Origin of the sequence: Paraburkholderia hospita, from assembly GCF_002902965.1 — a bacterium.
GTDB lineage: Bacteria > Pseudomonadota > Gammaproteobacteria > Burkholderiales > Burkholderiaceae > Paraburkholderia > Paraburkholderia hospita.
In genome coordinates this window covers 220,786-232,844 of record NZ_CP026108.1, presented here as the reverse complement: position 1 = coordinate 232,844, position 12,059 = coordinate 220,786, and the positions used below count along the sequence as shown (strand labels likewise).

Below are 12,059 nucleotides of genomic sequence, written 5' to 3'. Positions count from 1 at the left end.
CTACTTCCGGCGGCGATCGTCGCAGTCTGAAGACCACAGAAGCAGGTCTCAATTTGAGGAGCAATATTACCTTTCCGCTTTCTTGCGGAAGGAGGACTCCTCATGTTCGATCAACTTTTCAAGGACCCGGCTGCAGTTGCCCGTCACACCACCGCGCCGCTCTATCGCGAGCGGGTTCGATACCTCGAGTACATCCAACGCCATCAGGCTTCCCGCAAGACCTTGATTCGCAATGCAACGTACATGATGCGGATAGGAGAGGCATTGAGATGGACGTTACCGGATTCCTTCACCGCTGCTCAACTTGGCAAGCTCGCAGATCGATGGCGTAACCGTCGAGCGACTAATCCTACCCGCACCGATGGGGAAGCATCCCGAACGGCGTATCTATCGACAGCGACGAACTGGATGCGTTTTCTTGGACGACCGCAAGCGTTGACCGGCGAGCAGCCTGGGTCGGAACAAATCGCGGCCTACGCTCGCTTCATGCGCGACGAGCGTAATCTCTCTGCACTAACAATTCGCACGCGTAGCGGTCGCGCCTCCGAGTTTCTCCGGCTCGTCAATGCCGAGGGCTATGACATCCGTCGACTTGACTGGAAAGCCATCGATCTCATTCTTGCCTCGAAGGGAAGCCGCGATGGTCTGACGCGCGCGTCGATGCAAACCTATGGCTACAACATCCGCAGTTTCATCCGCTACTTGGAAGAACACGGGCAATGCCGCCCCGGTTTATCGTCGTCGATACAACCGCCGCGGGTATATCAAGGCGAGGCACTACCTGCCGGTCCGTCCTGGCCGGAAGTCCTTCGTGTCCTTGAGAATCTCGAGGGGAACCGGCCCGGCGCGATTCGTGATCGCGCGATCTTGATGATGTTCGCGGTGTACGGATTGCGTGTGGCCGAAGTGCGCCGACTGTGTCTCGACGATTTTGACTGGCAGGAAGCGCTTTTTCGCGTGCATCGTTCCAAGCAAAGCCCACATGTTGCTGTGTTTCCATTGGCCGGCGACGTAGCGGATGCTCTTGCGAGGTATCTGCGCTTTGTTCGAGTGAAGTCTGATCGGCGGGAGCTGTTTCTCCAGTTGCGTAGTCCATATCAACCACTTGGCAGCAGCGCGATCTGGCAGGTTGTGAATCGTCAGCTGAGGCCAATGGATCGGTTGATCAAACACAATGGACCGCATTCCTTGCGGCACGCGTGTGCGACCCAGCTTCTCGGACGAGGTCTAACCATGAAGGAGATTGGAGATTTCCTCGGACACTGCCATCCCGCCACCACGGCGTTATACGCGAAGGTCGATATCAACGGCTTGCGCCAGGTGGCTGACGTTGATCTCGGGAGGTTTCTATGAAGCTCGCTGACGCAATCTCACTGTATGTGCAGGTTATCCACGCCAGTGGATGTAAGGGCGATAGTATTCATGGCGTGCTTGTCTTGTTTGCCAAGTACGTGGGAGGTGAGCGGGAACTCAGTTCGATTTCGCAGACGGAGGTTCGAGCATTCCTCGATGGGAATCTACCGCTCAGCCGCTATTGGCATCGCAAGCATTCTGCTCTCGTGGGCTTCTTCCGCTTTGCGCTCGCACGCGGCTTGGTATCTGCCATTCCTCTACCTGCCAGGACACCACGTTGCTATCAGGATTTCCAGCCCTATGTGTATTCCGAGGACGACGTCGACCGACTGATCGCTGCGCTTGAGTGTGCCCGCGCGACGCCGATTGAAGCACGCACCCTTCGGGTCCTCGTGCTGCTTTTATACGGGACCGGCCTACGACTGTGCGAAGCACTGCACCTATGCCTCGCAGATGTGGATTTGCCGCAGCAGATGCTCACGGTTCGCGACACGAAGTTTTACAAGACACGATGGGTTCCAATTGGAATGCAACTCGTCCACATCCTGCACGAATATATGGTGGCGGTTCACACATCCATCAGCATCGAAACTCGCGACGACACGCCACTGTTTGTCCGTCGTGACGGTGGTCGGCCAACCGGGAGCGGCATCCGACGCGCATTTGCAAGGCTCAGGTCAAAGGCTGGCGTTCGGCGCAACGACGGCGCCCGGTATCAGCCGCGTCTGCACGATATGCGGGCAACGTTTGCTGTACATCGCTTGACCACCTGGTATCAGCAAGGTGCCGACGTGCAGCGACTTCTTCCTCTGCTGTCGACCTATCTCGGACACGCGAGCATAGCGGCCACCCAGGTCTATTTGCCTATGTCGCCAGAACTTCTCGTGGAAGCGTCGAACCGTCTCGGACGATACGTCGCGCTGGAGAGCCAGTCATGAACGATCTGAACCTGTTGGCCCCATGGATTAAACGCTTCCTGGCCGATTACCTCGTCACGGTAAGATGTGTGGCGCGAAGCACGCAATTGAGCTACCGCGACACGCTGGCCAGGCTCATTCGCTACGCGGCGGGCGAACTACGAACGCGTCCTGACCTGCTGAAGCTCGACGACATCAGCAGAGACCTGATCAACCGATTTCTCCCAACAGCGACGACCGGTAAAGCTGTGGGCGCGAGAACCCTCAACCAACGTCTCGCGGCCATACATAGCTTCGCGCGATTCGTGGGCGAATACGGACCAGAGCACCTGGAATGGTCCGGGCGTGTCTTAGCGATCCCATTCCGTAAGTTCGCACGCCCCGAGATTCCCTACCTTGAGAAACCCGAGATGGATGCACTTCTTGCTGCGGCAGACTTACGAACGGCACAGGGAAGGCGTGACCATGCGCTGCTGATGTTCCTGTACAACACTGGTGCGCGAGCGACAGAAGTTGCACAGGTTAAGGTTGAGGATCTGCAATTGCAGTCGCGAGATGGCAACGGCAACGCGTTTGTCAGATTGCTGGGCAAAGGCAACAAAGTGCGATTATGTCCCCTCTGGCCGCAAACGGCAGCGGAGATCTCGGCACTGATTGTTGGTCGGCCAGCTGACCAGCATGCATTCTTGAACCGGCGTGGTACGTCGATTACTAGATTCGGAGTCCACTCAGTGGTGGAGCGCTGCGCGAAGCGCATCGAGGCGAGGTTCCCTGCGGTCGGTGCGAAGCGGGTCAGCCCGCACACGATTCGCCATACAACGGCCACCTACCTCCTGCGCTCGGGTGTCGACATCAACACCATCCGCGCGTGGCTCGGCCATGTGTCGCTCAACACCACCAACATTTACGCACAGATCGACCTGGAGATGAAGTCGCGTGCCTTGGCGCAACTGCAGCCATCCGGCGAGGCGCCGCGGCGCCGAATGGAATCCGACCTGCTGCGATTCCTGCGCTCACTTTAACTGGATTTCTGTGGTCTTTAGACTGCGAGGATCTCCGCCGGAAGCAGCTCATCAGCGCCAAGGCCACAGAAATCGCTTGGCCACACAAGATGTGTTCTGTGGTCGACCACAGAACACATCGACTATCACGTCGAGATCAACAAACACCGCTACAGCGTGCCGCACGCGCTGGTCGGTCTCAAGCTCGATGCGCGCATCACGGCGGGCGCTGTCGAACTGCTGCATCGAGGTCGCCGTGTCGCCAGCCACGCACGCAACGACCGCGCAGGCGGCTACACCACCGTCGTCGAGCACATGCCGGCGGCGCACCGCGCTCATCTGGAATGGACGCCGCAGCGGCTGATTCATTGGGGACAGCAGATCGGCGCGGCAACCGGCGCGCTTGTTACCCGGCTGCTGCAGGAGCAACGCCATCCGGAACACGGCTATCGGGCGTGCCTCGGATTGCTCTCGCTCTCACGTCGCTATGGCCGCGAACGTCTCGAAGCCGCCTGTGCGCTAGCACTGGAGCTGGGCGTGCACCGTTACCGCCACGTGCGCGACATCCTGATCAACAACCGCGACCGCGCTGCAGTGGCAACGCCTGCCGACTGGATCAGCCCGAGCCACGCGCATGTACGCGGTCCCGGCTACTACCAATAAAGAAGACCCACCATGATGATGCAACAGACACTGACGCAACTGCGCACCCTGAAGCTGGACGGTTTCGCTGACGGCCTGGAAGAACAATTGACGCAGCCCGGTGCGACCAGCCTGAGCTTCGAGGAACGCCTGTCACTGCTGGTCGACCGGGAAGCCAGCTGGCGTGATGATCGCCGTCGTACCCGACTGCTCAAGCAGGCGCGCCTCAAGTATCCGCAAGCCGCCATTGAAGATCTCGACACGCGCGCTGGCCGTGGCGTCGATCCGCGCTCACTCACGAGTCTCGCGCTCGGTGACTGGGTCGAAGCCGGCTACAGCCTGCTCATCAGCGGTCCAACCGGCGCTGGGAAATCGTGGCTCGCGTGCGCCCTGGCCCAATACGCTTGCCGGCGTGGGCATTCGGCCTTGTATCTGCGCGTGCCGCGACTTGGCGAGGAGCTTCGCGTTCTGCACGGCAATGGCGGCTTCACAAAATGGCTGCTGCAGGTCGCCCGCGTTGACGTGCTCCTGCTGGACGATTGGGGAATGGCTCCCCTCGACGCGATGGTCCGAAACGATCTGCTCGAGATGATCGATGACCGCTCGGCCGGAAAGGCGACCATCATCACCAGCCAGTTACCGATTGAGCACTGGCATGGATGGATCGGCGACGAGACCATCGCCGACGCAATGCTCGACCGTCTCATGCAGCGTCATCACCGGATCACGCTCACCGGTGAATCCCTCAGAAAGTCATCCCCAAAACCCAGCGTCCTGGAGCCCGAACTCGACCAGAACTAACAAGAAAATCTACAATCAACACCGCGCAACGCCCAACCCCGCCGAATCGGTCACGTTCCCGAAATCGGCGGTCACGTTCGCCGAAATACGCACTAATGCTACCAGCGGAAGGACAATCCCTATCCAGTAAAAGGCACCCTCAACATGACCTTTGAAAGGTACCGGCACCGCAAGCACCTTGGCGTCGGACACGGAGCCACGCGAAACGGCCGGCGCGAAAGTCGCCGAAATTGTCGTGACCCACCGCCGCTTCGGCGGGTACGCTCTCCCGGAAAACGTTGGGATGCGGGTCACTTGCCTCCACCAAGAAGAGCAAGGTAGAATCGCCCGAGCCGTTCGATCGGCATCAGGAATCCCCATCAGCGCCTCGGCGCAAGCGCCAACGGCGCCATCAAATCCCTTATAGCGCGCTCCGGCCAGTGCCAAGACTGACCTGAGTGTAGTTTCTTCTCCCCTCTTTTCATTGCCTCAACCCGAGGCACAAAGGGGAAAATTGATGAACAAGCAAAACGATCTCTCAACCCATCGCTTCGATCGGGCAAACGCAGAGTTCAACAAGTTCGACTTTCCAGGCGAGGTCGGCGAAAGGTTCGATTGGGTTCCCAGCGACGAAGGCAACGTATGGTCAAGGTGGGTGCAGATTGAGCGATTCACTGGAATCTTCCCTGACGGCGAAAACCCGATCCGCAACTTTACGTTCGTTGTCAGGTTCGGGGACGCGGCCGACGTTGTCGAGGTCGCACTCGCCGAACCGTTGGTCGCCGATCAGAAAAGCAACGAAGCTGGGAAACTGCAGGAAGTCCATGGCTTTCTCGCAGGCAACCCGAACTTCAGCTACTACGCTTTCTCGGCCGATGGCTATCTGATAGCCGCCTTCGATCGATCAGACGATGCCACGACCTACGTGGAACGCGACCCGCGCCTGCGTGTGCTTACCCGAGCTGAAGTGGCCCAGCAGTTCCCGCGCCAATATCAGGAAGCGCTGTACGAGCGAGAGTCGGCTGAAGGGAAAGTGCCGGAAGCAACAGCCCGACAGGAAAACCGCGAAAGCGGGAAATCTGCGCGGGCGATTTCGCGTGAAATACACAAGCGCCTGTTCGCCCGTTACCTTGGGAGCCTGACGCTCGGTGACGCCAAGCAGATTCTTGAGGCAATCGAACGCTGCTGGCGGGAGCAGATGAACGGCAACATGGGCTCTCAACTGAAAGCCGATGACAAGAAAGTCCAGGCGGTCAACGTCGCCGTGGAGCATATGCTCGCGCACGAGCTGAACTACATCGACGACATTCTGGCGGAGGCCGGATTCCGATCGGATTCTTTGGCAATCGCCGCGAATTCGTCGGCTCGGACGCTTGACATGTAGTCATCGACTCGCAACACCCAACCCGCCGCCTCTTCGGAGACCGGCGGGTTTTTTCTTTGGTGCGGCCGGTGCGCGAGATTCGAGATTTCGGACTTTCGCCCGTTTTCAATTCGCGCAACTTTCCGATGTCGAACTGGTACCCCGGAAACGCGTCAACCCGAGGGAAATCACGCCTATATTCTTTAAAGAACGTCGGAACGGCCGGTGTTCAATTTCAAATTGATTGTCGGAGGTGCGATGAGACTCAACCGTATTTCGGCAGCAGTCTGTGCGACTGTCCTAGTGCTGGCGGGGGCGACCTACTTGGTCGGTTCATATTCGCATGTGGCGAACGCACAGCCGGCTCCAGCTTGTGCATGTGCGTCTAGCAACGGCGGCGCGGGAGCGAACATCGCCAGTTGTCAGTGCGGAGCCATGCAGTGCGTTATCGCGACTGTCAATTTGAATACCAACACGACAAAGGTCGCACTTAGCTGCGTGAAGTAGAACGGGCGATCCGGAGTGCCGACGACACCCCCGAAACCGTCTAAGCGCGGTGGCTTGTCGAGCGCTGCCGCCTTGAGGCATACTGGCGGCTGCCGTTCGATCGGCAACGACTCCCTCAGTATGCCCCAGGCGCAGCACCCCTCTCGCACCCTTCGGTCAACGCTCGATGAGCGCTAACCCGAGTGTCGCTCGCTCTCTCGTTCAATCAAACGCCGCGACCACGGCAGAACTCGAGGAGCTAACAATCATGAATCAGAACACCAACGAAGCTGGGAAAATGCCGCAAACGATGTCTCAAGCTACAAAAGACGTGTCCAACAAAAACCCTTTTGACGTCCCAGCCATCAACAACGAAAAGCTTGCGTTGATGCGCCACTTGAATCTGAACGGGGACGATGATGCCGACTACGACAAAGTCAAAGAGCTCGGTGGATTCAAATTAGATAGCAACGGCGTGTCTAGTACGCGTGCCGTGTCAGTGTTCGAATATAACAATGAACGCTATCACGTTGCGCATGCGACGGCAGGACTCGAGGCTGATGTGCTACAAGCGTTCAATTCGAACCTGTGGAGCATCAGACGGGTTGAAGGGGCGGAGAGCGTTGGTCAACACGCATCCTCTCGGTCTCTGGGAATGTGATCTATCAACTCGCAACACGGCCCGTCGCGTCTCTTCGGAGAGCGGCGGGTTTTTCGTCAGTGCGGCCGGTCTCCGAGATCGCGCAATTTCGCCGGTTTGCGTTTTCACAACATTTTGATGTTCGAGCGGCAGGTAGGAAAACGTCTAACACGCGGTGGATTGTCCGCGCCGCCGCCTTGAGGCATACTGGCGGCTGCCGTTCGATCGGCACTACTCCCGCAATATGCCCAACGCGCGACGCGCCGCCGGCTATCTGGAATACCCTCTCGCACCCTTCGGTCAACGCTCGATGAGCGCTAACCCGAGTGTCGCTCGCTCTCTCGTTCTATCAACGCCGCATCGCGGCAGACCTTCGAGGAGCAACCAAATGAATCAGAACCAAAACCAAGCAGGGAAAGTGCCCAAGATTGTCGTTAAGGCAGTGAAGGTTGAAGCCGGCGACGCCAATTGCGAGTACCTGACCGTGCGTGGGGAAAATGCCGCAATTGCGGGCTACCGGGCGTCGACCCTGTGCAACAAAATCGACGTGACATTGGTGTTTCAGGACGACCGTTACGCCCGCATTACCTTATATCCTTCGGATCAACCCGATATCGAGGCAAAGTTCCTCTCAACGCAAAAGAGCGTGCGTGCGCGTCTGAGCGCAGGCTTCGGCGGCACTGACTTCGAAAAGCGTTGGGAAGAGGGTTGCAAGGTCCTTGAATCTGATCTGATCACGTTCTTCGAGAAGTATTCGCTCGACGAACCGGCCGCAGACGGCGACCTCTTCGGCTCAGGTGAGAATCCCGACCCTCGTGTCATCACGGAAGACGGGGTGATAAAGAGTGCGTCGCCGTTTTCCAGCGAGAAGGAGGCAGCGATCGCCGCGAAGGAGTTTCTCGGGCCGAAATCGAAGCAAGGTATTTGCTTCGTCATTCGTGAAACGGCGCCAGGAGCATTCGACTGGCTGAATATGGGCTCGCGTGCTGCGCGAGCGACGGCGATTTCTCAACGGAAACTGTCCACCGGGGTGGAAGCGTGAGACGCAAGCGAAAGCACCGGCAGCGCAAGCTAAACCTTTCAGGTGCGTGTGTAGAGCAGGTTAGCCGGATTGTCGGTCATGCAAAAGCCAAGGCGCGCGAGCGCGGTTATGGATTTTGCGACAACACGGTGCTGACAGACGTAGCCGAGTCGGCGACTGCCCTTGGTCTCATTCTAGGCTGGCGAGAGCGTGAGTCCGCGGCAAACCGCCTGCTTGGCTACAAACGCGTAGAGTCCGAATACGAACCCTGCCATTGGCGCAATATCTACTGACGCTTCACGAAACCCCGCTGATCAACAGGCAACCCCGTCCGCGTCACCCTCCTCACGGAGGTGTGTCGCGGGCTTTTTTTTGCCCCTGTGTTTTCCCAAGTTTCCGATGACCGTGCGCGACCCCGGAAAACGTCTAACACGGTGGCTTGTCACGCGCCGCCGGCTATCTGAATTACCCTCTCGTACCCTTCGGTCAACGCTCAATGAGCGCTTACCCGAGCGTCGCTCCCTCTCTCGTTCAATCAACGCCGCATTCGCGGCAGAACTTCGAGGAGCAATCACATGAATCAGAATCAAAACCAAGCTGGGAAAATGCCGGAACCCGCGAAGGTGCTTTTGCACCAGATCACGTCGGATGACCTGCTGGAAGTACTTCGCAAGCATTCTCTCCAGGTTGCGAATGCGGCGGGAAGGCCGTTCGATGCCATAGCGGAAGAACTGTTCGACGATCTGGACTTTTATCGGCTTGAGCGCGCCGCGTTGCTTGCCGGCGACCAGCCGTCGGCCCAGTCCACCGCTATCAGAGAGGACATCGCGGATCAACTTGTCGAGCACGGCGTCTTGAATCTGCCGCAAAAGACCCTCGAACAAGCTCGCGCGGCGCTAATCAGCGAGTGGAAGTGGGCGTCGGACAACAGCAGGGATCTCTGGCAGAGCGCGGCAAAGACTATCTTGGACCGGATCCTTAAAAATACGCCTACAGGTGCTTTGATCCTGCTGAAAGCTGATCTTGAGAAGGCCGGTACCCTCGGCGTCGGCATCTACTATGAACGAGCAGTCAAGAGCGTTCAGGTGTTGGTCGACATGCCTCGGGAATTGCCGCAAACGGTGGAAAACTGGCGCTCGACGCTCGCAGTTGGTGAACAGGTGTTCTGGACCGATCCGGATGACGGGATCTGTTCGGGCTACCGCACGATTGCCGAAATCGTATCCGATTCGGGCTCGATTGAAAGTGACGAGACGATCGTGCGTCTGACCGACAACGGCAGCATGACCGAGGCCTTAGCTGGAGATATCTCGCGTCTTAAGGCGGGCGAAGCCATAAAGCCGACGGTCGGTGTTACCGCTTCGAATGACAGTCCCGTCCACACCGACGTTGTAGCAGAGTTCATCAAGCGTTGCAGGGACAATCTCTGGGGCGAGTGCGAGCAGTTCCCGAAGGAAGACTGGCGCTACGCTGTGGCCAATGACGACACGATCCTTGGCTATTGGGAATGGGTCTATAACGAAGCTGCAGCGCACGATGTCGACGTCAGCTCACTGACTGGGAAGGTGACGACCTAGTCGACAGCGGCGTCGGAACCGCAGACAGATATCAACCAGCAACCGAGCCCGCGCACCCCCTCTTCCCGAGGGTGTGCCGCGGGCTTTTTTTTGCCCTCAGCGTTTCTCGCAACTTTCCTAGGTTGCGAGATTGACGGGGTGTTACTCGTGAAAAAGAGTCCCTCTCGAACTTCTCTCTGAACAAGTGCAATTTCCGACCCCTTCAGAGGCCCGCCCGGCTGCAGGTACAAAAATCGTCGCCCGCGCGCGGGACCTTTTCGTCGACGCAGTATCAAGCGAAGGGGTCGTCAAAAAAAGACAGTTGGCACTCAATCACAATGAAAAGCCTCGATGGTCGGCTGCTGCCCCGGCAACAGCGCCCAGCGGTACCGCAGATAGTACGTGCGCTTGTCTTGCAGCAGGCGAAACGCGGTGAAGCTCGACAGTCCAGGGCCGGCGTTCTTGTCGGTATACGCAATGTCAAGCCCCACACCGTCATTGCGAATGCGGAACATCCGCAGCATGCCGCTAATGCGCGAATGCGCCAGCAGGAACGGCGAGTCGTCGAATGGCTCGTCGATAACCTTCGGCTTCGCCAGCAAGGGTGACTTGACGTCGACCAGATGAAACGGTACGAGATCGGTCCAACCGCGACCGAACGTCGGCGTACTCCAGACATCCGCCACATCGTCTCCGTCGAATCGACGCAACGCGAGCGCGCCGCTCGCGAAGTCGTACGAGTAGAAATGGGTGCCTGGATCCCCATTCGCGAGCATGAACGGGGCGAGGCCCAGCCGCCCCTGTCCCAGCGGTAGCGTGCGAATCGTCTCGGGGTTTGGCGACGCCACGCTAATGCGCTTGACCGCCGCCTGCCCGGTGAAGATGTCGTATTCGAGGTAATGGAGGTCGCCCGCGAATGAAAAGGGCACGACCTGCAAGAGCGCGAACGGACGCGATAGGCCGAAGTCTGGCGTTTCCTTGCCGCGCACGAAGCTGAGCGAGGTGCCGTCTTCCGCAAAACGATAGAGCGCGAACGCACCGGTACCATACTGGATAGCGAGCACGTGCGGCGCCGCCTTGTAGTAGACGCTCGTGAGCGAGTTCCAGAACGGAGCGATGCGACCGCGCACCGGCTTTTGCGGCAGTGAACGTTGCACAAACTGCGCGCATGGGTAGATCGCGTACGCGCCGGTGAGTAAGTCGTACGTCATCAACATCGTGTCGGAGGGCACGGCTAGTGGAACGAATGTGATCAGACTCGTCGCGGCGTCAACGGGCAGCTTGCCTTGCGTGCTTGGATTGCCGAACAGACGTGCGCCCAGTTTCTCCGCTATCACCTGCTGGCATACCGCACAAAATTCCTGTGTGTTCTCACGCATCCTGCAATTGAGCGCCGGACGGTACACGCCGCATAGCCTGTACTTCGCTCCTTCGAACGCGCCGATGCTGTCCTTATCACCTTCCTTTTTCAAATCGAACGTTCCGTTTTTCAATTGCTCTTCCGTCAACATTGGACATTCTTCTGGGTCATGCTCAACGGTCGTCGGAAGCTCCACGTTGGGCGTCAGTAGATCCACCCAAGGTGAAACCTTCGGATGCGCCGACGTAGAGACGTTCGGCTCATCCAGGCGCCCCCCCTTAAAAGAAACATTTTCCTCCACCTTGAATCTGAAATGGTATTCGTCCGCCAGCCCGAACCCCACGTGTCCCAGTTCGTGAAGCGCGACGGGAACGAAACTCTGACGCGCGGCATATGCCACCTTCCCGATTCTTCCGCCACCGTAACTCTTGTTCGTGTTCACGATGACGAGGATGGCATCCGGCGTGACTCTCGAGCTTGAAGATGCGACTCGGAACGCTAGGTCTTCATTGCCGATCAGAAGGCGCTCCATGTTCTGATGGCAGAAGCGTGCGCGCAGAGCCGTATTCGTCGCCGGCATGTTGCACATCATGTCGTGCATGATCTGACTGCGCTTGTCCTTGTCTGGCTCCGCATCCAGCGCGTCGATGTGGTCCGTTTGCCAAGTCTGGATCTCCTCGGCGCTCCAGCTGCTTGTCGACGTAACATCGATGCGAAAAATGTTGATCGCGCTGCGCATCCGGTCGAACGGTGCGGTGGTTACGATCTTTGTCGCCAGATCTGCCGCGTGAAGCGCGAAGTCGACGAGCTCCCTGTGACCCTCAACGTCTATGTAACCGTCGCCAAGCAGCACGATGTTGAAGTGCCGGTCAACACTTGCCCAAGAGCCAAATAGGAGCACCGGTTCCCCGTGGATGGGTAGTGGCGTGGTGGCGGCCAT

Annotated in this window: 9 protein-coding genes and 1 pseudogene; 9 read left to right on the top strand and 1 reads right to left on the bottom strand. The window is 58.3% G+C overall.

Annotated features, from left to right (window positions below):
* Window positions 1-102: 102 nt before the first annotated feature.
* From C2L64_RS45490 to C2L64_RS45450, 9 genes and pseudogenes are all read left to right on the top strand, one after another.
* The gene (locus tag C2L64_RS45490) at window positions 103-1,353 is read left to right on the top strand and encodes a tyrosine-type recombinase/integrase (protein WP_103153930.1); all 1,251 of its coding nucleotides are present in this window, start codon (window positions 103-105) and stop codon (window positions 1,351-1,353) included.
* A complete protein-coding gene (locus C2L64_RS45485) occupies window positions 1,350-2,291 on the top strand; it encodes a tyrosine-type recombinase/integrase (protein ID WP_103153929.1) in 942 nt (313 codons plus the stop codon). Before C2L64_RS45490 ends, C2L64_RS45485 begins: the two co-directional genes overlap by 4 nt.
* Window positions 2,288-3,292, top strand: coding sequence for a tyrosine-type recombinase/integrase (locus tag C2L64_RS45480; RefSeq protein ID WP_086910688.1), 1,005 nt, complete (start codon window positions 2,288-2,290; stop codon window positions 3,290-3,292). The genes C2L64_RS45485 and C2L64_RS45480 overlap by 4 nt, the downstream gene beginning before the upstream one ends.
* A 111-nt stretch (window positions 3,293-3,403) precedes the next feature.
* A pseudogene (locus tag C2L64_RS45475) lies at window positions 3,404-3,934 on the top strand (Mu transposase domain-containing protein); the annotation flags it as partial.
* A gap of 12 nt (window positions 3,935-3,946) precedes the next feature.
* Window positions 3,947-4,714 carry an IS21-like element helper ATPase IstB gene (istB, locus tag C2L64_RS45470; RefSeq protein WP_086910687.1) on the top strand — a complete coding sequence of 256 codons (768 nt, stop codon included), beginning with the start codon at window positions 3,947-3,949 and terminating at the stop codon, window positions 4,712-4,714.
* Between the two features lie 496 nt (window positions 4,715-5,210).
* Complete coding sequence (locus tag C2L64_RS45465; RefSeq protein ID WP_103153928.1) at window positions 5,211-6,077, top strand: hypothetical protein; 867 nt, start codon at window positions 5,211-5,213, stop codon at window positions 6,075-6,077.
* A gap of 733 nt (window positions 6,078-6,810) precedes the next feature.
* A complete protein-coding gene (locus tag C2L64_RS45460; RefSeq protein ID WP_158660591.1) occupies window positions 6,811-7,203 on the top strand; it encodes a hypothetical protein in 393 nt (130 codons plus the stop codon).
* A gap of 367 nt (window positions 7,204-7,570) precedes the next feature.
* Window positions 7,571-8,224, top strand: coding sequence for a hypothetical protein (locus C2L64_RS45455; RefSeq protein ID WP_103153926.1), 654 nt, complete (start codon window positions 7,571-7,573; stop codon window positions 8,222-8,224).
* 554 nt (window positions 8,225-8,778) lie between these two features.
* A complete protein-coding gene (locus C2L64_RS45450) occupies window positions 8,779-9,780 on the top strand; it encodes a hypothetical protein (protein ID WP_103153925.1) in 1,002 nt (333 codons plus the stop codon).
* A gap of 308 nt (window positions 9,781-10,088) precedes the next feature.
* Here C2L64_RS45450 and C2L64_RS45445 read toward each other — a convergent pair whose 3' ends face one another.
* Entirely contained in the window at window positions 10,089-12,059 is a 1,971-nt protein-coding gene (locus tag C2L64_RS45445) for a M64 family metallopeptidase (protein WP_103153924.1), read from the bottom strand.

What these genes read in the sequence shown, in the direction of transcription:
- C2L64_RS45465 (WP_103153928.1), top strand. Translation starts at nt 5,211, where the DNA reads ATGAACAAGCAAAACGATCTCTCAACCCATCGCTTCGATCGGGCAAAC.
- istB (WP_086910687.1), top strand. Translation starts at nt 3,947, where the DNA reads ATGATGATGCAACAGACACTGACGCAACTGCGCACCCTGAAGCTGGAC.
- C2L64_RS45490 (WP_103153930.1), top strand. Translation starts at nt 103, where the DNA reads ATGTTCGATCAACTTTTCAAGGACCCGGCTGCAGTTGCCCGTCACACC.
- C2L64_RS45480 (WP_086910688.1), top strand. Translation starts at nt 2,288, where the DNA reads ATGAACGATCTGAACCTGTTGGCCCCATGGATTAAACGCTTCCTGGCC.
- C2L64_RS45485 (WP_103153929.1), top strand. Translation starts at nt 1,350, where the DNA reads ATGAAGCTCGCTGACGCAATCTCACTGTATGTGCAGGTTATCCACGCC.
- C2L64_RS45450 (WP_103153925.1), top strand. Translation starts at nt 8,779, where the DNA reads ATGAATCAGAATCAAAACCAAGCTGGGAAAATGCCGGAACCCGCGAAG.
- C2L64_RS45445 (WP_103153924.1), bottom strand. Translation starts at nt 12,059, where the DNA reads ATGGCCGCCACCACGCCACTACCCATCCACGGGGAACCGGTGCTCCTA.
- C2L64_RS45460 (WP_158660591.1), top strand. Translation starts at nt 6,811, where the DNA reads ATGAATCAGAACACCAACGAAGCTGGGAAAATGCCGCAAACGATGTCT.
- C2L64_RS45455 (WP_103153926.1), top strand. Translation starts at nt 7,571, where the DNA reads ATGAATCAGAACCAAAACCAAGCAGGGAAAGTGCCCAAGATTGTCGTT.